The 20,528-nt window shown below is 56.4% G+C and carries 20 protein-coding genes; 15 read left to right on the top strand and 5 right to left on the bottom strand.

Annotation, left to right across the window (positions count from 1 at the left end; genetic code table 11):
• Window positions 1-27: 27 nt before the first annotated feature.
• Window positions 28-288 (bottom strand): 4a-hydroxytetrahydrobiopterin dehydratase, encoded by a 261-nt coding sequence (locus CFT68_RS17785; RefSeq protein WP_088844890.1) that lies wholly within the window; start codon window positions 286-288, stop codon window positions 28-30.
• 113 nt (window positions 289-401) lie between these two features.
• Here CFT68_RS17785 and CFT68_RS17780 point away from each other — a divergent pair, with 113 nt between their 5' ends.
• The 6 genes from CFT68_RS17780 to CFT68_RS17755 all read left to right on the top strand — a co-directional run bounded on the left by CFT68_RS17780 (window position 402) and on the right by CFT68_RS17755 (window position 6,034).
• On the top strand, window positions 402-1,286 hold the full coding sequence (locus tag CFT68_RS17780) for a GAF domain-containing protein (protein WP_088844888.1): 885 nt from the start codon (window positions 402-404) through the stop codon (window positions 1,284-1,286).
• Between the two features lie 297 nt (window positions 1,287-1,583).
• The gene (locus CFT68_RS17775) at window positions 1,584-2,810 is read left to right on the top strand and encodes a multidrug effflux MFS transporter (protein ID WP_088845131.1); all 1,227 of its coding nucleotides are present in this window, start codon (window positions 1,584-1,586) and stop codon (window positions 2,808-2,810) included.
• A 306-nt stretch (window positions 2,811-3,116) separates the two neighbouring features.
• Window positions 3,117-4,217: a 3-oxoacyl-ACP synthase III family protein gene (locus tag CFT68_RS17770; protein WP_088844886.1), complete on the top strand. Its 1,101-nt coding sequence runs from the start codon at window positions 3,117-3,119 to the stop codon at window positions 4,215-4,217.
• A gap of 248 nt (window positions 4,218-4,465) precedes the next feature.
• Window positions 4,466-4,966: a hypothetical protein gene (locus CFT68_RS17765; RefSeq protein WP_088844884.1), complete on the top strand. Its 501-nt coding sequence runs from the start codon at window positions 4,466-4,468 to the stop codon at window positions 4,964-4,966.
• A gap of 57 nt (window positions 4,967-5,023) precedes the next feature.
• Window positions 5,024-5,233: a hypothetical protein gene (locus tag CFT68_RS17760; RefSeq protein ID WP_088844883.1), complete on the top strand. Its 210-nt coding sequence runs from the start codon at window positions 5,024-5,026 to the stop codon at window positions 5,231-5,233.
• A gap of 105 nt (window positions 5,234-5,338) precedes the next feature.
• Window positions 5,339-6,034, top strand: a complete 696-nt coding sequence (locus tag CFT68_RS17755; RefSeq protein ID WP_170934849.1) for a metallophosphoesterase family protein — start codon at window positions 5,339-5,341, stop codon at window positions 6,032-6,034.
• Here CFT68_RS17755 and CFT68_RS17750 read toward each other — a convergent pair.
• Together CFT68_RS17750 and CFT68_RS17745 are read right to left on the bottom strand one after the other, a co-directional pair.
• Complete coding sequence (locus tag CFT68_RS17750) at window positions 6,031-6,837, bottom strand: tetratricopeptide repeat protein (RefSeq protein ID WP_088844879.1); 807 nt, start codon at window positions 6,835-6,837, stop codon at window positions 6,031-6,033. The two genes, CFT68_RS17755 and CFT68_RS17750, sit on opposite strands and share 4 nt — an antisense overlap.
• 93 nt (window positions 6,838-6,930) lie before the next feature.
• Window positions 6,931-7,443 (bottom strand): hypothetical protein, encoded by a 513-nt coding sequence (locus CFT68_RS17745; protein WP_088844877.1) that lies wholly within the window; start codon window positions 7,441-7,443, stop codon window positions 6,931-6,933.
• Window positions 7,444-7,587: 144 nt separating this feature from the next.
• Between CFT68_RS17745 and CFT68_RS17740 the strand changes: the two genes are divergently transcribed.
• The 3 genes from CFT68_RS17740 (at window position 7,588) to rpiB (ending at window position 10,430) form a co-directional block, all read left to right on the top strand.
• Window positions 7,588-8,880, top strand: a complete 1,293-nt coding sequence (locus CFT68_RS17740) for a serine hydroxymethyltransferase (RefSeq protein WP_088844875.1) — start codon at window positions 7,588-7,590, stop codon at window positions 8,878-8,880.
• A gap of 152 nt (window positions 8,881-9,032) precedes the next feature.
• Window positions 9,033-9,890 (top strand): twin-arginine translocase subunit TatC, encoded by an 858-nt coding sequence (gene tatC, locus CFT68_RS17735; protein WP_317044119.1) that lies wholly within the window; start codon window positions 9,033-9,035, stop codon window positions 9,888-9,890.
• A 105-nt stretch (window positions 9,891-9,995) separates the two neighbouring features.
• The gene (gene rpiB, locus CFT68_RS17730) at window positions 9,996-10,430 is read left to right on the top strand and encodes a ribose 5-phosphate isomerase B (RefSeq protein WP_088844873.1); all 435 of its coding nucleotides are present in this window, start codon (window positions 9,996-9,998) and stop codon (window positions 10,428-10,430) included.
• 256 nt (window positions 10,431-10,686) lie between these two features.
• Here rpiB and CFT68_RS17725 read toward each other — a convergent pair whose 3' ends face one another.
• Complete coding sequence (locus tag CFT68_RS17725; protein WP_088844871.1) at window positions 10,687-12,099, bottom strand: hypothetical protein; 1,413 nt, start codon at window positions 12,097-12,099, stop codon at window positions 10,687-10,689.
• A gap of 224 nt (window positions 12,100-12,323) precedes the next feature.
• Between CFT68_RS17725 and CFT68_RS17720 the strand changes: the two genes are divergently transcribed.
• The 5 genes from CFT68_RS17720 (at window position 12,324) to CFT68_RS17700 (ending at window position 19,318) form a co-directional block, all read left to right on the top strand.
• Window positions 12,324-12,758: a ribosome-binding factor A gene (locus CFT68_RS17720; RefSeq protein ID WP_088844869.1), complete on the top strand. Its 435-nt coding sequence runs from the start codon at window positions 12,324-12,326 to the stop codon at window positions 12,756-12,758.
• A gap of 121 nt (window positions 12,759-12,879) precedes the next feature.
• Window positions 12,880-13,689 (top strand): class I SAM-dependent methyltransferase, encoded by an 810-nt coding sequence (locus tag CFT68_RS17715; RefSeq protein WP_088844867.1) that lies wholly within the window; start codon window positions 12,880-12,882, stop codon window positions 13,687-13,689.
• A gap of 98 nt (window positions 13,690-13,787) precedes the next feature.
• A complete protein-coding gene (locus tag CFT68_RS17710) occupies window positions 13,788-15,017 on the top strand; it encodes an FtsX-like permease family protein (protein ID WP_088844865.1) in 1,230 nt (409 codons plus the stop codon).
• A 334-nt stretch (window positions 15,018-15,351) separates the two neighbouring features.
• A complete protein-coding gene (locus CFT68_RS17705) occupies window positions 15,352-18,324 on the top strand; it encodes a DEAD/DEAH box helicase (RefSeq protein ID WP_088844863.1) in 2,973 nt (990 codons plus the stop codon).
• A 331-nt stretch (window positions 18,325-18,655) separates the two neighbouring features.
• Window positions 18,656-19,318 carry a hypothetical protein gene (locus tag CFT68_RS17700; protein WP_088844862.1) on the top strand — a complete coding sequence of 221 codons (663 nt, stop codon included), beginning with the start codon at window positions 18,656-18,658 and terminating at the stop codon, window positions 19,316-19,318.
• A gap of 28 nt (window positions 19,319-19,346) precedes the next feature.
• Here CFT68_RS17700 and CFT68_RS17695 read toward each other — a convergent pair whose 3' ends face one another.
• On the bottom strand, window positions 19,347-19,808 hold the full coding sequence (locus CFT68_RS17695; RefSeq protein ID WP_088844860.1) for a hypothetical protein: 462 nt from the start codon (window positions 19,806-19,808) through the stop codon (window positions 19,347-19,349).
• A gap of 221 nt (window positions 19,809-20,029) precedes the next feature.
• Here CFT68_RS17695 and CFT68_RS17690 point away from each other — a divergent pair, with 221 nt between their 5' ends.
• Complete coding sequence (locus tag CFT68_RS17690) at window positions 20,030-20,473, top strand: SRPBCC family protein (RefSeq protein WP_245815433.1); 444 nt, start codon at window positions 20,030-20,032, stop codon at window positions 20,471-20,473.
• Window positions 20,474-20,528: the final 55 nt, after the last annotated feature.

Here is a 20,528-nt window from a genome sequence, read left to right as displayed (position 1 = left end):
GAGGAGACACTTACCGCCTAGTCCGCCTTATGCGTCCTGGGGCTGACCGTCGTAGGCCAGGGCCAGCTTATCGATGGCGGTAGCGAGCTTATGGTCTTTGTCCGTGACCTTGTAGCCCGCGCTGTGGGTGCGCAGCCGGAAGTTCACCACGTTGTACTCGTTGCTCCACCACGGGTGGTGTTCCTGGTACTCGGCCTCCTCGGCCACATCGGTCATGAAACTGAAGGCCGCCTGAAAATCCTTGAAGCGGAAGGAGCGGGTAAGCGCGTTGTCGTGTTCTGTCCACATAGTCGATAGGCCTAGAGATGGTGCGCACTAAAGCCCCAAGATAGGCGGCAGACCCCAAAGCCGCCGCTCCTAAAGCAACTGTTCAGCTTTCTGATCTAACCGCAAGTTTTTGAATGATAGACCATTGCCTGGCTATACTGCTGCTGGTTAAAGGCAATATTTCTGACTTTCTAGGCCAGTGCGCGGCGGCCCCCACTGTTTTACTGGCTACCTTTGCCGTACCAGCGCTCTACCTAATAGCGGCGTTGCCAGTTGCTATGCCTCTCCCAGATTCTTTGCTGCCCCTCAATGAAATGCAGCGCCTGGAGGCATTGCGTCCGTATCAGGTACGCGGCACGGCGCCCTTTTTTGAGGAGTTTATTCGCGTGACGGCCAAGCTGTTCGGCGTTCCTATTGCCGTTATCTCCTTAGTAGAAGCCGATGCAGTATGGTTCAAAGCCCAAACCGGCCTAGCCGGCACCGGGCAGGTTCCTCGGGCAGATAGCCTGTGCTCCGTGGCCATCCTGCAGGAAGAAACAACGGTGTACGAAGACTGGCAGCAAAACCTGTGTGCCCTAGTCAATACCGACGCCATGCACCAGCTGGAACTACAATTCTATGCCGGGCACCCTTTGCGCACAAGCGCGGGAGAGGCCATCGGGGCCCTGGCCATCATCGACCGGCAGCCGCGTCCGTTCTCGGAGGAAGAGAAGGCCGTGCTCGTCAGCCTGGCTGCCGTAGCCATGCGCCTGTTGGAGCTGCAGGTGGTGCTGGAAGATGCTACGCTACCTATCCCGGCCCTGTGGCCCGATATCTACATTGCCATTGCCGACTCTCTAACCCGCCTCGATACCCTCACGGCCCTGGCGGAGTGGGAGGAAAGTCCGCACACAGATTCTGCCCTGGCCTACCGCCGTTCTCGCTACGAGGAAATGGCTAGCGTGGCGGCCGGCATGTATGGGCACATCGGCAACGCCATTGCCCGCTTCGTGGATCAGAAAGGGCAAAGCGCGCTGTAGGCCACTCACTAGGCCTGTCCCAGGAAATTTTTTTCGTGAGGTATACAGTGTCCGGCGGTAGGCCAAGCTAACCAGTTCGCTGGCAAGTGAAGCAGTTTTTCTGTGAGTATTCTGCTGACACTGAATCCGTTGCTGCAGCTTGATGCGTGGTATAGATTTCGGGAGCCCAGGTAGTTTCTATCGGGTAGCGTGAACAATCTTGGCGCTAATTTCCTTGTAGAGCCCAATATTCTTAAGCCGGGCCTGGCAGCATTTTGCCAGCAGCCCCATCAAACTGGCGCACCTGTCGCCGCCCGCATGAGCAAGCAACGTTACTTTTTCCTGATTCTGATCCTGGGCACCCTGTCGGCGCTCGGGCCGTTTTCTATTGACATGTACCTGCCGGGCTTCCCGGCCATTGCCCAGGATCTGCACACCGATGTAGCGCAGGTTTCGCTTTCCCTCTCCAGCTTCTTTGTGGGCGTTTCGGCTGGGCAATTGCTCTATGGGCCGCTACTGGATCGTTTCGGGCGCAAAAAACCGCTTTATATAGGGCTGCTGCTCTACGTGCTGGCTTCGGTGGGCTGTTTCGCGGCCCATTCTATCGATTCTCTCATTGCCCTGCGCTTCGTGCAGGCGCTGGGCAGCTGCGCGGCCACCGTAGCCTCGGTGGCCATGGTCCGCGACCTGTTTCCGGTGAAAGACAGCGCTAAAGTGTTTGCCCTCCTCTCCCTGGTTATCAGCGTTTCGCCGATGCTGGCGCCCACCGTGGGCGGCTACATGGTGGCGGCTTTCGGCTGGCAGTCGGTGTTTCTGGTGTTGTTCGGGATGGGTTTCCTGATGCTGCTGGCCGCGTTCTTCTGGCTGCCCGAAAGCTACCCCGCCGACCCCACCTACTCCCTGCACCCCAAGCCCATCCTCACCAATTTCTGGACGGTGCTCAAGAATCCGCAGTTTTTCACCTACGCCTTCACCGGCGCCATGACGTTTGGTGGCCTACTGGCCTACGTATCCGGCTCGCCCCTTGTGTTCATGGATATTTTCGGGGTGAGCGGCCAGCACTACGGCTGGATTTTCGCCCTGCTCTCCGTGGGTTTCATCGGCTCCAGCCAGGTAAATAGCTGGGTGCTGCGCTACTACCGCAGCGAGCAGATTGTGCTGGTGGCCATGGTATGCCAGTCGGTTATTGGGTTGGTGTTTTTGCTGGGTACCACGCTCGGGTGGTTTGGCGTGGAGGCTACCGTCGGGATGCTCTTTCTGTTTCTGTGCTGCCTGGGCTTTGCCAATCCTAATGCGGCGGCCCTCTCCATTGCGCCATTTGCCAAGAACGCCGGTAGTGCGGCTGCGCTCATGGGAGCTACCCAAATGGCGGTTGGTGCCCTGGCTTCGTTGGGCGTGAGCCTGTTCAATACCCACACTGCTGTGCCCATGGTGACTATTATGGCGGCTTCTGCCCTGCTGGCCCTGCTTATTCAGGTAGTAGGCCGCCGCATCATGGGGCAGCCCGTAGCGGTGGCTGAAGACGCTGCCGTACTGGTGCATTAAGTCAGAATAAAATGCAGGAGTGGCCTACGGCTCTATTAATCCTGCTTTAATGTAAAAAGAGTTGATATTGAATAAGTGACATTTATTTTCAAAGGATAAGTTAAGGTTTATAACTGACAAGATGCTAATGCTGTGTTATTTTAAGGGTTATGATGTGTTTGATAGATTCATTGCGTTATACTCCAGGTCAGTAGTCCTATTTTGAAAAGTTTGAAATTGTAAATTGCTTCAAGCTGTTCGGGCACAAAAGGCCCTTATTATGTTACTTTTGAATTAACTGACACAAGTGCCGCACTCAAAAAGTACATGAATAACACCTCCAGGATTTATTCCGTCATCACTGGCTCAGGAAGCTATATTCCTTCTAGCATCGTCAGCAACCAGGATTTCAGCGACACTGCGTTTTATGATTCTACGGGCAAGAAGCTGGAGAAACCCAGCCAGGAGATAGTAGAGAAGTTTGAGCAAATCACGGATATCGCGGCGCGGCGCTATGTCAACGACGACCAGGTAACCTCCGATATAGCCTTTCTGGCCGCCGAAGAAGCGTTGCGCTCCTCCGGAACGGATAAAGAAACGCTGGACTATATTATTGTAGCCCACAACTTTGGCGATGTGCCGGCAAAGAACAAGCGCACGGATATGGTGCCTAGTCTGGCGGCTCGTGTCAAGCACAAGCTCGGCATCGAAAACCCGTTCACGGTGGCCTACGACTTGCCGTTTGGCTGCCCCGGCTGGCTGCAGGCCGTCATTCAGGCCGATTACTTCCTACGCTCCGGTGATGCCAAACGCATCCTCGTAATTGGGGCCGAAGTGCTGTCGCGCGTTTCTGACCCCCACGACCGGGACAGCATGCTCTACGCCGATGGGGCCGGAGCTATCCTGCTGGAAGGCGTAGAAAGCACGGAGCCCGTAGGCATCATTGCCCACACCACCCGCTCCGATACCGAGCGCGCCGCTCACCTGCTGCGGATGGGCCCCTCGTATAACGCCGACTACGTAGGCGACGACCTGTTCCTGAAGATGGACGGCCGCAAGCTCTATGAGTACGCCCTCAAAACGGTGCCCCAGGCTATTCAGTCCTGCCTCAAGAAAGCCCACGTTTCTCTCGAGAGCATTCATAAGATCCTGATTCATCAGGCCAATGGCAAGATGGATGAGGCCATCCTCAAGCGCCTCTACAGCCTCTACGAGATACAGGATGTGCCCGCCGATGTGATGCCCATGACGATTTCGTGGCTCGGTAACTCTTCGGTAGCCACCTTGCCCACGTTGCTCGACCTGATGCTGAACGATAAAATGGATCGGCACGAAATCAACGATGGCGACACGCTGGTGTTTGCCTCGGTAGGTGCCGGCATGAACATCAACGCCGTAGTTTATAAAGTACCGGAGAAGGTGGCCTAGCCGGCGCTGTTTTCTCAATCTGCAGTACGCCCGCGCTGCTCCTGAACCGGAGCAGCGCGGGCGTACTGCTTTTGGGGATTGTAGTCCAGTTGCTTGATAATTAACTAGGTAAACAAGTTGATAGAAGCTATGCGAGAGGGCAGGGCGGCAATTTTATACAGCCTTTAGACCCCTGCTATCTAAACCCAAATCCCGAAACCACAGTACATCCTAGGGTACGACCTCCCACTCTCTATCTGAGCACTACCATGGCCATCGACCCTAATAAACGCCCCGTTCGCGTCATCAACGACGACACCACTGACCAGGAGCTTGCCGCCGGACACATCATTCCCGGCGCCGACCCACCCAAGAATGAATCGGCCCGCGGCGGCTTTGGCAACCGCGACGGCAAAGAAGGCTACGGCACCGATAGTGAATCGGGCATTACGGCCGTATCAGTAAACGAAGACGCAGATAAAAGCCGGCACCCCGGCGACAACATGCGCAGCTCGGAAGAAGGCCGCGAAGACCGCCCTAACCAGGATTTGCCCCAGGACCGCGACGCTGAACTACAGCCGCGTAGGCCGGTAGATGAGCTGGATGCCGACGACGACCGGCCTGGCAAAGACGAAATGCGCAACCCCAACTCCCGCGTAGGAATGGGCCAGATGGAGCAACAACAGCCTAACAACGACGAACTGGCCCGCCAAGGCACCAACGCCGACCTAACTGACCGCAACGCGGCAGAGTCGGGCATTGAGGTATAGTGGCCTAGGCGTCAGGTTCTAATTAAGTTTTTACAGCAACCTTTACACCCTCTCATCATGGCACATCGTAGCAGCGAAGAGAATATGGAATCGAAGGAAAAGCAGGACCGGCCCGCCGACATCGGCCAACCCAAAGCCGATGCCTTGCCCGCCAACCAGCTCAGCGAAGAAACAGAGGAGCGCCTGGAGCAAGAAGCCACTGATGCTGGCTTACGGCACCCAAACCGCAATCTGCACAAGCCTGACCTCGACAAGCCTGGCTACTAACGGCCGGGTGCACAAACACAAAAAAGCATCTGCCCCCAGCAGATGCTTTTTTGTGGCCGGAGTGGCCTAGTACATCTGTTTTCATTCTTTTACCGCCCGTTCCGTATGGCCCGCTACGTCACCACCGATATTCACGGCTGTCTGCAGTCTTTCCAGCAGTTAGTTGAGCACAAGCTCATTTTCGGGCCTGAGGATGAGCTGTATGTGCTGGGCGACTACGTCAACAAAGGCCCCGATAGCCGCGGCGTGCTGGATTACCTCATGCAACTACCCCGGCGGGGTGGTCGGGTGGTATGCCTGCGCGGCAACCACGACCAGGAACTGCTGGATGCCGCCCGGGGCCTGCACCATTTGGCCTGGGCTTCCGCTGACCGAGAGCTGACGTTGCGGGGCTTTGGCGTAGGCCAGGTCGAGGACATTCCGGCCCGCTATCTGCAGTGGCTCGATGACTTGCCGTATCAGTATGAGCTACCCGATTTCGTGCTGGTGCACGCGGGGTTCGACTTCCGCCTGCCGCCCGCTGAGATGCGCCGCGACTGGCCTACAATGCTCAACATCAAGGAATTTGTGTTTGATGCTTCCCGGCTCGGTGGCAAGCGTCTGGTACACGGACACGTGCCGACTCCCACTGAAGAAGTGCAGCGCCGCGCAGACAATCATGCCCAAGCCATTGGCTTGGATACTGGCTGTGTGTACCGGCACAACCCGGAACTGAGCCATTTAGCGGCCCTGAACCTCGATACCTTTAAGTTGATGCTGCAGCCTAATATAGAAGCCGAGTACCCAATTGCGCGCCGCTAGCGGGAAATAACTTCGGCCTTCAGCATCCGGCGGGCGGCCTGCTGGTAAGGGTTGCTGGCGTCGTCGGCTACGGCCTGCAGGGTTGTCTGGGCCTGTTCGGGCTGCTGGTTGCGCCAGTAGGCCATGCCCAGGTGGTAGCGGGCTTTGGCGGCTAGTGCCGAGCCTGGTTGCTGCGCCACCCGCCTCAGATAGGTTTGGGCTTCCTGGGTTTTCTCCGCTTCTTCCTGGCCTTGGCTCAGCAGAAAAATGCCCGTGTAGTACAGCAGGGTATCCTGGCCTAGCGTGCTGGTAGGTATGCGCCGAAGGGCGTGCAGGGCATTGGGGTAGCGCCCGGCCTGGTACTGGCTCATAGCCTCCGCCAGCAACGGCTGCCTGTCTTCCCGAATAGCCGCACTAGGCAACCCTGCATCGGGCACGTAATATTGCGTCCAGGAGGCTTCCAACGAGGAGCTAGCGGGGCGGAGTACCAGCCAGAGGGCCAGCAAAACAGCGGCGGCAATACCTGCTACTAGGCCCCAGCGTATTTGCGTTTTGCGCTGCTTGCGCCGGATGCGCGCCAAAGCTTCGCTTCGCTGGTCGAGGCGGCGGTCCAGAGATTGGAGGCGCAGCCGCAGGGTTTCGTGGCCGGCTACCCAGCGCAAATCGGCCGTGAGCTGCTCGTAGGCCTGAAATGCCTGGCTCAGTACTGGTTCCTGCTCCAGGCGGTGTTCAAATGCTTCCTGTTCGGCCACGGACATCTGCCCATCGGCAAAGCGCTCTAGCTCTTCGAGATAAGGGCGTATGTCGGGAGACGATGACGTCATGCGGAACCAAGAGAATAGAAGTGCCGATACCGGCACGGAAGCAACAAGAGAGTAAATCAGGGGCTAAGCTACACAGAAGCAAGCAGCCGTGCGCTACGCAGCGGGCTGCTCTACCCGCAACCGCAGCTCGTAGAGCTTACGCAGGCACGCCGACTTCTGCAGGCGTGCCACTGTAGCATTAGCGAAGCCCATCTTGCCGGCCACTTTTTCAAAATTGTAGCCGCGGAAGTAAAAATACATGAGCACCTTCTGGCAGTCGGTGCCGAGCTGCGCGAACAGGCCTAGCAGGTCTCGGCGGCGGCTGGCCTCCGCCACGGGCAGCACAGCGGTGGTGCGGGCTACGCGCACCTGCTCATCGGCCATGCCATAAACGTAGGCCCTTAAGTCGGGAGGGAGCTTGGTGAGGCGCCCGTCCAGCACTTGGTCGTAGAACTCTACCAGCACCGTCCGGAGAAGCTCGTAGGCCTCCGCCGAATTAATGGAGTGCTGGCGCCGGGCCCAGCGCGCAAACAGGTCGCGGTTCTGCTCATAGAAGCTGATCAGAAACGACTGGTTGCCGATACGCAGGCTGGTCAGGACTTCGGCTAACTGCTGGGAAGAGTTCATGACGGCAAGATAAGCGGAACAGCGGTGAAGTTGTGAAATGGTGAGGTGGTGAGTTTGCCATTCGAGTGGCCTAGGTGCACTACGCGGGAAACTCACCACTTTACCATTTCACAACTTCACCATTGATCCCCTACCTTTGAACATATGGAAACGCAAGCCACCACCCTCGCCCTTGACACCGCCGTCTTCGACCTGATTCAGAAGGAGAAAGAGCGGCAAACCCACGGTATAGAATTGATTGCTTCGGAAAACTATGTTTCGGAGCAAGTGATGCGGGCGCAAGGCTCCATCCTCACCAACAAATACGCCGAGGGCCTGCCCGGCAAGCGCTACTACGGTGGCTGCGAAATTGTGGACCAGATTGAGCAGCTGGCCATTGACCGCGCCAAGGAGCTGTTTGGCGTGGAGTGGGTGAACGTGCAGCCGCACTCCGGCGCCCAGGCCAACGCGGCCGTAATGCTGGCCATCCTCAACCCCGGCGACAAAATTCTCGGTTTCGACCTGAGCCACGGCGGCCACCTCACCCACGGCTCGTCGGTGAACTTCTCGGGCAAGCTGTATAAGCCTTCCTTCTATGGTGTGGAGCCCGAAACCGGCCTCATCGATTGGGAGAAAGTAAAGGAAACTGCCCGCCGCGAGCAGCCCAAGCTTATCATCTGCGGTGCCTCGGCTTACTCCCGCGACTGGGACTACAAAGCCCTGCGCGAAGCCGCCGACGAAGTAGGTGCCCTGTTGCTGGCCGATATTTCGCACCCTTCCGGCCTCATTGCCAAGGGCTTGCTGAACAATCCCTTCCATCACTGTCACATCGTAACCACTACCACCCACAAAACCCTGCGCGGCCCCCGGGGCGGCCTGATTATGCTGGGTAAAGACTTCGAGAACCCCTTTGGTCTGAAAACCCCAAAAGGTGAGCTGCGCATGATGTCGGCCCTGCTGGACTCGGGCGTATTCCCTGGCACCCAGGGTGGCCCGCTGGAACACGTTATCGGCGCAAAAGCCGTGGCTTTCGGTGAAGCTCTCAGCGACGCGTATACTGACTATACCCACCAGGTTATCAAGAATGCGCAGGCCCTGGCCGGTGCGTTTGTGGAGCGCGGCTACCAGATTATTTCTGGCGGCACCGATAACCACCTGATGTTGATTGACCTGCGCAGCAAAGGCCTCACGGGCAAGCTCGCCGAGAACACGCTCATCAAGGCCGACATCACCATCAACAAAAACATGGTGCCCTTCGATGATAAGTCGCCCTTCGTGACCAGCGGCATGCGCATCGGCTCGGCCGCCGTTACCACGCGTGGTCTACGGGAGCCCGACATGGTGCGCATTGTGGAGTTCATCGACGAGGTGCTCACCCACAACGCCGATGACGCCCGTCTGGCTCGCATAAAGGGCCAAGTGCAAGAGTGGATGCAGCAGTATCCGCTTTTCGCGTAAGGTGATAAGGGCGGCCGGGTTGGCTCGCCGCACAAAACGAAAGTAAGGCGGGCAGCATCCTGGCTCGCCTTATTTTCGTTTGTCTTTCGGCGGCTTCCTAAGCACACTCACTGGCTGACCGTTTCACTACCTCACTCTTTCGCTACTTCCCCTTGAATACCGAACAACCTGTGCGGGGCGACCAGCACGAAATGTCTTTCATAGACCACCTGGAAGCGCTGCGGTGGCACATCATCCGAGCGGCTATTGCCGTGGTGGTGTTTGCTACCGGTGCCTTTTTCTCCAAGGAGTTCCTGTTTCACGACCTGATTCTGGGCCCTTCTCGCCCCGATTTCTGGACTTATAAAATGTTCTGCCGGTTCGGGGCCTGGATCGGAGCACCCGATCTGTGCATTGATAAAGTAGGCTTCGTGATTCAGAACCGCGAGATGAGCGGGCAGCTGACCATGCACATTAGCACGAGCTTCATTGTAGGCCTGGTGCTGGGCTTCCCATATCTGTTCTGGGAACTGTGGCGCTTCATCAAGCCGGGCCTGTACCCGCATGAGCGCCAGAATTCACAGGGTGCGGTGTTTTTCGTGTCGGTGTTGTTTGCGCTAGGCCTGTTGTTTGGCTACTACATTGCCGCGCCCATGAGTATCAACTTCCTGGCCGGCTACGTGGTTGACCCCACCATTGAGAACCAGATCGACATGCAGAGCTACCTCAGTACGCTCACAACCATGTCGTTATCCTGTGCATTCGTCTTTGAGTTACCCATGATTGTGTTCTTCCTGGCAAAGGCCGGTCTGATTACGCCCGAAATCATGCGTGTCTATCGCAAGCACGCTATTGTGGTGATTCTGGTGGTGGCGGCCATCATCACCCCGCCCGATGTGTCGGCTCAGATCATTGTTACCATTCCTATTATTCTGCTCTACGAGCTGAGCATCAATATTGCCCGCGTGGTAGGCCGCAAACGAACCGCTTCGCTCAACGCTCAACTGGTCGAAAACCAAGGTGTTGCTTGATTTAAACACATAATTGCTTAGCGAAAGGGCTGGTCTGGTAAACGTTTCGTTGCACGACCAGCCCTCTCGTTTGTACTTCCTCCTCATCCCAATTTTTTCTCTACCATGAGTAACCGGATTGCTATCGGCTCCGACCACGCCGGCTTCGAGTATAAGCAGATGCTAGGCCAGTGGCTGCGCGATAATGGCTACGACGTGCAGGACTTCGGCACCCATTCTCCCGCCTCCGTCGATTATCCTGACTTTGTGCATCCGCTGGCTTCAGCCATCACGCGTGGTGAGTTCGAGCGCGGCATTTTGGTGTGCGGCTCCGCTAACGGCGTGTGTATCACGGCCAACAAGCACCAGGGAATTCGGGCCGCCATTGCCTGGGAAGAAGAACTGGCCACCCTGGCCCGCCAGCACAACGACGCCAATATCATCTGCATTCCGGCCCGTTTTATCAGTGAGGAAACCGCCCGCGGCATCGTAAGCCAGTTCCTAAACACCGCCTTTGAAGGCGGCCGCCACCAAACCAGAGTAGACAAAATCAGCTGCTAAGAGGTGAAGTGGTGAAATTGTGAAGTGGGGAGTTTGCTGTTCAGCATGAGCTAGGCCACCCTGCTGTCATTGCGAGCGGAGCGAAGCAATCTTTCTTTCCGACTGCGTCACCGTCTAGTCAATTAAAAAGCCCTTACCTCCACGGTGGAAGTAAGGGCTTTTGGTTTCGTCAGGACTTGGCCAGATGTGAAGGACGGATTGTGTCACGCTGCTCGTAATGACAGGCCTAGGCCACTAGCACATTAAACTCACCTTCTCACCGCAACCGATACACCCGCGCTGTGTTGGTGGGCTGGTAGCGGCCGAAGATGGCGGGTATCTTGTACTGAAGCTCCGGCATCAGGCCCGCCTGATCGATAATGTAGCGCGGCGGAGCTTGCTCAAAATTGCGGGCGAGGCGGAAAACGGCATCGTACTCATTTAGGTGCGCGAAATCTACCTGGCCTAGCTGCCAGTCGAGGTAAGGCGAGGCCAGGCGGTTCTGCAGATACGGCCGCTGATCGGGGCCCAGCACCAGCAGGCGCTGGCCCTGCAGAAACTGGTAGGCCGGATTCGGGAGTACGGCATAGCGGCTTTCGGCCGGAATCTGCAGCACCTGCTCCAAGTGCAAAACAGTACGGTAGCGGATTACGAGTACGGTTGCTAGCACGGCCAGCAGCAGCACCTCGGGCACCCAGGCGCGGCGGGCTTTCTGCCACAAAAACAGACAGTAATACGTAATCGGGGGCAGGAACAGCACCAGCGTACCGGTGGCCATACCGCGCCCAACGGCAGCCATGGCCGCCGCCGCCAGCAGCCACACCAGCATCAGCTGCTGAAACTTAATCTGGAAAACCAGACCCAGCGGGGTAGTAAAGCTGCGCACTAGGCCCAGCAAGAGCAGCACACCCGGCAGAATCATGAGCCGCAGGAGCACCCACAGCGGCAGGCCGTCGGTTTCATTTACGAGGCCGAGCAGAGTGGGCTGCAGATGAAACTGCGCGAAGCCCGGCAAGGAATCGGTGTAGAGAAAGAACGTGCCGGCCACCGCGTACGGAAACAGGAAGCCACACACCAGCAGCAGAAAGCTCCTGAAGGAATTGGCCGCGAAGATGATAACCGCAAACAGGCCTACGAGCAGAAAGAGCGCCAGCGGCAGATAGCACAACGCGGCCAGGCCCACCAGAAAACCCGCCCGAAACAAGCGGCGGTTGTCGTAGCCCTCCCGTGAAGTCGGCAACAGGGCACTTAGGGCCGCCACAATAAAAGTGTGGCCTAGCAGCAGCGGCGACAACGTATCCAGATCGGAGGTGAGGCTGCCCAGCAGCAGATACGTAAGCGCGCCCACGTAGCCGCGCTCCGGATGCACATCGGCGCGGTTCAGCACAAAGTTGAAGCGCAGGGCCTGTAGGGTGAGTAGGGCCAGCGCCAATATGCGGTAGAGCCACAAGGGGCGGTTGCCCACAAATTCCAACAGCCCAAACAGCGCCGCCGCCAGGGGAGCCGTGCTGTCGTACAGGTCGCGGTAGGGGAGGGCGCCTTCGCGTAGCCGCTCGCCCACCAGCAGGCAGTGTAGCTCTACCGGCGTGAGAGCCACGCCCCACCACAGCAGCGGAAGCCGGATGGCCAGCAGCAGTACCACGAGGGCAAACAGCCGCGTGAGCAGCGAGCTTTTAAAAAATTGAAGCAAGGAAGATCGAAGCTAAAAAGAGACGTGAGTGGGCCGGGCTAAAGGTGGCCTAGGCCACCTTGGCCCAGCCAGAACAAGGCAAAGATAACCGCCTAGGCCACCAGCACGACCAGCCTTATCGCGGAGGTTTTGCTCGTGGCTGCTCCTAGGCCAGTCTGTCGCAACTTCCTTCCGCCAACTTCCTGCGCTGCCAAGCCCCTAACTTCCTATCTTTGCGGATTCTTATGGAAAGCAAACGACAGCAAAAAGTAGCCAGCCTGCTCCAGCAGGAACTGGCCGCCGTATTTCAGCGCGACCTCCCGCACTTGTTCCCGGGCTTACCACCGGGCATTAGCCTGGTGCGCGTTTCGCCCGACTTAGGCGTGGCCCGCGTGTACCTGAGCCTGCTATTGGCCAAAGATGCCCAGGCCCAGCAGGTATTGGTAGAGGATAACGTAAAGGTGATTCGGCAGGCCCTGGCCAAGCGTGTAGGCAAGCAGCTGCGCATTGTGCCCGACCTGCAGTTCTTCATTGATGACTCGGCGGCCTACGCGGCCCACATGGACAAAGTGTTCGGCGACCTGCACATTCCGCCGGCCCCCGCCGAAGGCGAGTCCGATACCGACACCGACGGCCAAAAGCCCCAGCGTCCCAAGCTGTTCGCCGACGAAGACGAGTAGCTAAGGTGAACTTGTGAGTTTGTGAAGTTGCGAAAGGCCAGTAAGCCAGTGTGCTGAACTTCCTCTCTACACTTCATCAATCCACAACTTCACAACTTCACAAACTCACAATTTCACCTCCTTGTACTACGACCCGATTAAGAAGTCGCTCGGCGAAGTCTTCAACCGCACTCCGCTGTTGCGGCGCATCTTCTATCATCTGCTGGATTTGTTGCTGCTCCGCACTTGGCACGTGCACCGCGAGTTGCGGAAGTGGTCGAAAGGCCGCACTGAGGAAGCCATAAGCATCCTCGACGCTGGTTCCGGCTACGGACAGTACACCTACTGGATGTCGGGCCTGAGCAAGAAGTGGGAAATTCTGGCCGTAGATGTGAAGGACGAGCAGGTGGCCGACTCCAACCGCTTCTTCCGGCAGATAGGCCGCACCAACGCCCAGTTTGCCGTGCAGGATCTGGTGCTGTATCAGCAGCCCAACACCTTCGATCTGGCCCTGTCCGTGGATGTAATGGAGCACATTCTGGAAGATGTGGAAGTGTTTCGTAACATTCACGCCTCCCTCAAGGATGGCGGCATGCTGCTCATTTCCACCCCCTCTGACCAGGGCGGCTCCGATGTGCACGCCGATGGCGAAACCAGCTTCATTGAGGAGCACGTGCGCGATGGCTACAACATCCACGAGATTCAGCAGAAGCTCCGTACGGCCGGCTTTGAGCGCATTGAGGCGCAGTACAGCTATGGTGAGCCCGGCCAGGTTTCGTGGCGCCTTAGCATGAAGTACCCTATCCTCATGCTTGGCTACTCCAAATGGTTTTTCGTGCTGCTGCCCTTCTATTATCTGGTTACGTTTCCGTTCTGCCTGTTGCTGAACTGGTTCGATGCCAATACCAAGCACGACTCCGGCACGGGCCTCATCGTGAAAGCCTGGAAATAGACCTTTTGCGTTTGGCGGCGTATCTTGGTCCAGTCTAGTTGAGTCCTATTTAGTCGTATTCCGCCTTTTCACCAGCTCCGCCTCTCCGCGCCCCGCACGTGAACGTACCCTTGCTCATTGCCCGGCGTTATTTTCTCTCGAAGAAGAAGCGCAACATTATCAGCATCATATCGAACATCTCCATGATTGGCGTGGCGGTGGGCACTATGGCGTTGATCATCGTGCTGTCCGTGTTCAATGGGCTGGAGGATCTGGTGCGCAGTCTTTACGGCAAGTCTGACCCCGATTTGGTTGTGACGGCTGTGGAGGGAAAGTCGTTTGAGGTAAAGGCCCCGCTGCTCACGCGCCTGACCACTACGCGCGGAGTGGCCCTGGTTACCCAAGTCATTGAGGACAACGCCCTGCTCCAGTACCACGACCGCCAGATGGTGGTCAAGATGAAAGGCGTTTCCGATAACTACCACTACCAAAGCAACATCGATTCGGCCATTGTGGATGGCGACCACCGCCTGCACCGCGACGGCGCCAGCTATGCCCTGCTGGGTGCGGGCGTGCAGCACGAATTGAGCATCACGCTCAACAACCGTTTCTCTCCTATGCGCCTGCTGTACCCCAACAACACGGGTAAGAAAGCGCTGTCGATGAACCCCGAAACGGCTTTCAATGAGCAAAGTATTCTGGCTGGTGGCGTTTTCTTGATTGAGCAGCACATTGATGACAGCTACATCTATGTGCCGCTTGACTTTGCGCAGGAACTGCTGAAATACGGCAACCGGCGCACCTCCCTGGAGGTGAAAGTGCGCAAAGGCAACAGCGTCAGTGACGTAAAAGGAGCGCTAAAGAAGCAGCTGGGCTCCGGCTTCAAAGTGCTTGATTCGGATGAGCAGCACGTGAGCTTACTGAAGGCCATCAAAGTAGAAAAGATGTTCGTGTTCATCACGTTCGCCTTCATTTTGCTCATTGCCTCCCTCAATATCTTCTTTTCGCTGTCGATGCTTGTGATTGACAAGCGCAAGGATATTGCCGTGCTCATGGCCATGGGTGCCAGCACCCGTACGGTGCGCAACATCTTCCTGTTTGAAGGCGCCATTGTAGCCTTAGTGGGGGCCATAACTGGCCTAGTGCTAGGCGTGAGCATATGCTGGGCCCAGCAGACTTTTGGCCTGGTGAGCATGGGTATGGCTACTAGCGTAGTCGATTCTTACCCTGTGAAGATGCAGGCGGCCGATATCGCCCTGACCGCTATTGCTATCATTATTATTACCATCTCCGTCTCTATCCGACCAGCCCTGAACGCTTCACATTTGGATGTGAGAGATAACCTATAGGCCTAGGTTACGGTTGAGCTATAACGGTTGAGCTCTACGAGCGCACCATCACTTAAGACAATTCCTAAAGAGGAGCGCATTTAGGTATAAGTGTCTATAATTCAGGCAAAAACATCTGTGTGCCCTCTCGGTTTTTATAGAAACCTTTCGGGTTGATGTGATTTTACCTAAGAAAGGCGTTTATCTTCGTCTACTCACAAGGTGTGTTAGGCTGCCTTGAGAGGTAGTTGGTCTGGATAATGTAACTATTCTTGGAATGTATTTTACTATTCGTGAAAAAATCGGCTATTTAGCGATTATTATTACTTCCATTGCCGCCCTTTAGCCGCCGACTATGAAGGTTTCGACTTCACAGCCTTTTCAAATCGTCTACTCTTTACTCGAGCATGAGTATTTAGGGTACCTGTTTGAGTCGTATGTAGTGCAGCGCAACCAGCGCGGGCAGCTCACGCTTCAGCATCAAACAGTATCCGCTAAAAATGCGCCAGAATTTGCCGATGGCCTGGATGAAATTGATTTTGAGCTAATTGCCCTTACCGATCAGGTGCAGCAGGATGCAGTTATCAAGGAGTTTTGGCCGAAAAAAGCGACACCAGCAGAGTTCTTTCTAAAGATTTACGACGCCGAAAAAGGCGATAAAGGACTACAGGAAACCATCGGTCAGTTTGTGCAGGAGCGCATGGGCCAGATTCTGGAGCGGCTCCAGGGCAAGCTGGTATTTATAACGGGCAAAGATGGTGAGCCCACCTGGCGCGAAATAAGCGTAGCACCAGAGCCGGCGTCGGTATTGTTCCATTTCCGGCGCAACGAGGATAGCACGCACTACTTTCCTACTATACAGTATCAGGGGCAGAAACTCGATTTTCAATACAAGAACGCAGTTATAATCAGTGAACAACCCGCCTGGCTGTTGCTGGGTGATGTGCTGCACAACTTCCATAAGGAGGTAGATGGCAAGAAGCTGAAGCCCTTCCTGAACAAGAAGTTCATTGTTATTCCGCGGCAGGTAGAAGACAGCTACTTCCAGCGCTTTGTGGCACCGCTGGTGGAATCGTTTGATGTGCATGCCCGCGGCTTCGATATCCGCTCGGAGCGTTACGTGGCTAGGCCACAGCTAACGTTTTCGGATGCTCCGGGCGCCACCGTCATGACGCTGGAGCCCAGCGTGAGCCGCACTCCGGTGGCTCCAGCACGTCGTGCTGCGGTAGCTACAGCCACAGCAGAATCTACCGTTTCCGACCACATTCACTTCGACCTTTCCTTCCGTTACGGCGACCATACCGTGCACACCGGCTACGATAAGCGCGTGTGCGTGAAGCTGGAGAAGCAGGACGACAGCTATATCTTCCACCGCCTCATCCGCAACCTCGACCGGGAGCAGGAAATCATTGGGGAGCTGCACGACCGGGCCCTGGAAGTGCGCAACGGGCGCGCCGTGTTAGAAAAGGCCACTGCTTTCCGCTGGCTCCACAACCACGCCGATGAGCTGGTGCGCCTGGGCTTCACGGTGCAGCAGGGAACCACCTCGGGGAAGGACTACTTCATCGGGGCCATTACGGTGCAGGTAGGCATCACGGAAACCAACGACTGGTTTGATGTGCACGGCACGGTGCAGTTTGGGGAGTTTGAAATTCCCTTCATTCGGTTGCGCCCATACATCCTCAACAAGCGCCACGAGTTCCGGCTGCCGAATGGGCAGATTGCCATCATTCCGGAAGAGTGGTTTGCGCAATATCTGGAGCTGTTTGCCTTCAGCGAGGAGCACCATCACACGCTTATGTTGCGCAAGCACCATCTGGCGCTGGTGTCAGATCTGCAGAATGGCAACCTTGCTACCGTGATGATGAGCAGGAAGCTGGAAAAGTTGCGCGAGTTTGAAACCGTGGAAGACAAGCCCATGCCGGTGGGCTTCCGGGGGCAGCTGCGGCCTTACCAGAAGGCTGGCTACAATTGGCTGCACTTTGTGCAGGATTATCACTTCGGGGGCTGCCTAGCCGATGATATGGGCCTGGGCAAAACCATCCAGACGCTGGCCTTGCTGCTGCAGCGTAAAGAAAGCGGGGCGGCCAAAGGTGCGGCGTCGTTGCTAGTAATGCCTACTTCGCTGGTATATAACTGGATGAGTGAGGCCTTTAAGTTTACGCCTGGCCTACGGCTGCTCATCTACACGGGCACTTACCGCGACAAAAACGTGGAGCAGTTCGCGGACTACGATGTGGTGCTGACCAGCTACGGCATTGTGCGCCTGGATGCCGAACTGCTGAAAAGCTACAAGTTCGACTATGTGATTCTGGATGAGTCGCAGGCCATCAAGAACCCCAGCTCCACTACCTCGCAGGCCGTGCGTGGCCTACACTCGCGCCACCGCCTGATTCTGACGGGTACGCCCGTGGAAAACAGCACCATGGACCTCTGGTCGCAGATGTCGTTCATCAACCCTGGCCTACTCGGGTCGCAGTCGTTTTTCCGAAAGGAATTCCTGAAGCCTATTGAGAAAGGGAAGGATGAAGCCAAGACGAAGCGTCTGCATGCCCTCATCAAGCCCTTTATTCTGCGCCGCCACAAGGCCCAGGTGGCCACGGAGCTGCCCGAGAAAATCGAGAACCTGAGCTACTGCCCCATGACGGAGGAGCAGCAGCACTGCTACGAGGAAACCAAGAGCTTCTACCGCAACAAGATTCTGCAGAGCATTGAGGAGCACGGCACGGCCAGCACCCAGTTTATGCTGCTGCAGGGCCTGACCAAGCTGCGCCAGATTGCCAACCACCCCCGCATGGCCGACGCCGACTATACCCACGAATCGGGGAAGCTGCGCGAGGTAATCCGGATGATTAAGAGCGTAGTATCGGAGGGGCATAAGGTGCTGATATTTAGTCAGTTTGTGAAGCACCTGGATATTGTGCGGGCTTCCCTGGATGAGCGCCAGATTGAGTACGCCTACCTCGATGGCAACACCCGAGACCGGCACAAGGAGGTAGCGCGCTTCCAGAAAACCGAGGAGCTGCGCGTGTTTCTGATTTCGCTGAAAGCGGGCGGCGTAGGCCTCAACCTCACCGCCGCCGACTACGTGTTCATCCTCGACCCGTGGTGGAACCCCGCCGTTGAGGCCCAGGCCGTAGACCGCGCCCACCGCATCGGGCAGCAGCGCACGGTATTTACCTATAAGTTCATCACGCAGAATACAGTAGAGGAGAAAATCCTGGCCCTGCAGAACAAGAAAATTCAACTCGTCACGGACCTAATAACCACCGACGAGGCCATCATCAAAAGCCTAACCAAGGAAGATATTGAGGAGTTGCTGGGATAGGTGACTATCTTAGCCGTTCCTTACTATCCAAGTTATTCTATTCTAGATGGGTTTATTTGATGCTCCCAAGCCTGTGGGAGTTGAAATAAAGGGGCAAGTACTATACTGCGTAATCTGCCGGCACAACCGATTCTGGCGGCGGCACATTCGGCTAGATCCGGCAGAACTGTTCCAATCGGACTGGTTCGACCCCACGGCAGTGGCCTACACCTGCGATAATTGCGGGTATGTGCACTGGTTTATGCCGCAGTAGGCCACTAACGGGCGCTGGGTTATGCAGGAAGAATAGTAGTTTAGGGATATATTACCAATTTCCTATTCCTGGTGTTCTATGACTTCTTCTTTTTGGCTGCGGACTGTTGCCGTGGCTGGCTGGGCAACGCTTGTGGCGAGTAGTGTTTGTGCCCAAAGTACAGCGCCGGCTTCCGGACGTTTTTCTCTGCAGGCCCATTATGGTATTAATGGCAACTTCTTCACCTCTTCGCAGGTAACGGAATTTTCGGGAGAGTATATCCGTACCAACTTCCTCGGTACAGCGGGCGGCGGACAAGTGGCCTACCATCTCACGCCCAGCAGCTCGGTGGCGCTGGAGTACACCCGAAGCGTAAACTCAAAGCCGGTTCACTTCACCCAGTATATAGGCCCGTATGGCTATGCGCAGGAAAGCGACTTGCGCATTCGCTACATCAATAATGCCTTTCAGGCAGTGTATGAGCGGCAGTTCAGCCCGCAATCCAACTGGAAATACCACGCCGGGCTGCTCTACATGACCACAGCCTCGCAGACGCTGACTACCGGGCGCTACCTGTCTGTGAGTGAAATTAACCGCCGCAATAGCTACTCCGAGGAAGCTGGGGTGGTGGCCGGTCTGGAGTACTCGCGACCGATTGACACGCACTTCCGGCTGGGCCTGCGGGCGCGCGGCTACTACCTGATTTCGGTCACTACACTGGAGATGGTCACGCTTACGCCCACGCTGACGTATCGTTTCTAGGCCAGTAGCAGCGCCGCTATCCACTTCACTAGGTGAGACGGGTTCCTTCGCAATTATAGGGGCACTTCTCGTAGCTGCCGGCTACCAGCGTCGCTACTGGCAGGTTGTCTTTGGCGCTGAGGATGTCCACGCCGTGTTCATCAACCCCGACTATGGCAATGCCGTGGAGGCCCTCGTCGTCCAGGGTGCGGTAAATCCGGATGCCATAGCAGTCGGTGGTTTGTCTGATGGCCTCAATGACCTCGATGTTGCAGTAGTTAGAACTCGTGTTGTCCTTGTATTTCTTCTTATACTTTTTGGCCAGCTTTGTTGCCTCCGAGACGGGAATGGATTGACCGGCATTGGGGTTGAATTCCTCTGTAAATCGCTTGTCGGAGTCCCCTTTGGGGAATCCTTTGGGCTTTGGGTTTCCTTTTTTGCGTGAGCCCAGCAAGTAAACAGCACCTGCTAGCAACAGGCCAGCACCAAGAAGGGTGTTCGTGTTTTTCATGGCAGAATAAAGAATTACGGTACCTGATGAGCACCCTGTTATGGAAGCCTTGTTCTATAAATATATATACAAAAAATTGGATATAATGGAAAATATCCAGTTGCTTCTTTTGCCATCCTGCATCAAGGCTCGTTAAACAAGCAAGAGCGAGCCAGACCAACAGCGGCTACCAGCTGAACAAAGAGCTTACCGCGGTGGTACTACCTCATATGTACTTCACTATGAGTACCCACGTAGCCGCGCCGCCGGCGCAGGTGTGGGCTGGCTTCACCCGAGAGCTGTTTTTGGACCTTGCCCCGCCGTTTCCGCCGTTTCGTCTGCTGCGCTTCGATGGCTGCCGACGCGGCGACGAGGTGCACCTGGAGCTAGGCGCGGGGCCCTTGCGCCAATTGTGGACCAGCCTCATTACTGGCCACGGTGTGGAGACGGATGGCACCTACTATTTCGTGGATGAAGGCCAGCAACTACCGAAGCCCTTGCGGTTCTGGCGCCACCGCCACTTGCTGCGGCCCGCGCCCGGTGGTGGTACCTACATCACCGAAGATCTGGAGTACCGGACTGGCCTAGGGCTGCTGGATACGCTAATGCGGCCCCTGATATGGGCGCAGTTTGCCTGGCGTAGGCCTATCTACCGGCGGTGGTTTGGTCGTGTGAGCCGGGGCTAGGCAAGCGCGGCATCAGTCGTACGGCGGTAGTGCCCTGATTCTCGTATACGCAGCC

This window comes from Hymenobacter gelipurpurascens (assembly GCF_900187375.1).
Taxonomy (GTDB): Bacteria; Bacteroidota; Bacteroidia; order Cytophagales; family Hymenobacteraceae; genus Hymenobacter; species Hymenobacter gelipurpurascens.
This window is presented reverse-complemented; position numbering and strand designations above follow the sequence as displayed.

Coding starts and splice junctions, on each gene's coding strand:
- CFT68_RS17720 (WP_088844869.1), top strand. CDS start 12,324: ATGGAAAGCAAACGACAGCAAAAAGTAGCCAGCCTGCTCCAGCAGGAA.
- CFT68_RS17770 (WP_088844886.1), top strand. CDS start 3,117: ATGAATAACACCTCCAGGATTTATTCCGTCATCACTGGCTCAGGAAGC.
- CFT68_RS17705 (WP_088844863.1), top strand. CDS start 15,352: ATGAAGGTTTCGACTTCACAGCCTTTTCAAATCGTCTACTCTTTACTC.
- CFT68_RS17775 (WP_088845131.1), top strand. CDS start 1,584: ATGAGCAAGCAACGTTACTTTTTCCTGATTCTGATCCTGGGCACCCTG.
- CFT68_RS17785 (WP_088844890.1), bottom strand. CDS start 288: ATGTGGACAGAACACGACAACGCGCTTACCCGCTCCTTCCGCTTCAAG.
- CFT68_RS17740 (WP_088844875.1), top strand. CDS start 7,588: ATGGAAACGCAAGCCACCACCCTCGCCCTTGACACCGCCGTCTTCGAC.
- CFT68_RS17745 (WP_088844877.1), bottom strand. CDS start 7,443: ATGAACTCTTCCCAGCAGTTAGCCGAAGTCCTGACCAGCCTGCGTATC.
- CFT68_RS17755 (WP_170934849.1), top strand. CDS start 5,339: ATGGCCCGCTACGTCACCACCGATATTCACGGCTGTCTGCAGTCTTTC.
- CFT68_RS17760 (WP_088844883.1), top strand. CDS start 5,024: ATGGCACATCGTAGCAGCGAAGAGAATATGGAATCGAAGGAAAAGCAG.
- CFT68_RS17700 (WP_088844862.1), top strand. CDS start 18,656: ATGACTTCTTCTTTTTGGCTGCGGACTGTTGCCGTGGCTGGCTGGGCA.
- CFT68_RS17690 (WP_245815433.1), top strand. CDS start 20,030: ATGAGTACCCACGTAGCCGCGCCGCCGGCGCAGGTGTGGGCTGGCTTC.
- rpiB (WP_088844873.1), top strand. CDS start 9,996: ATGAGTAACCGGATTGCTATCGGCTCCGACCACGCCGGCTTCGAGTAT.
- CFT68_RS17695 (WP_088844860.1), bottom strand. CDS start 19,808: ATGAAAAACACGAACACCCTTCTTGGTGCTGGCCTGTTGCTAGCAGGT.
- CFT68_RS17750 (WP_088844879.1), bottom strand. CDS start 6,837: ATGACGTCATCGTCTCCCGACATACGCCCTTATCTCGAAGAGCTAGAG.
- CFT68_RS17780 (WP_088844888.1), top strand. CDS start 402: ATGATAGACCATTGCCTGGCTATACTGCTGCTGGTTAAAGGCAATATT.
- CFT68_RS17765 (WP_088844884.1), top strand. CDS start 4,466: ATGGCCATCGACCCTAATAAACGCCCCGTTCGCGTCATCAACGACGAC.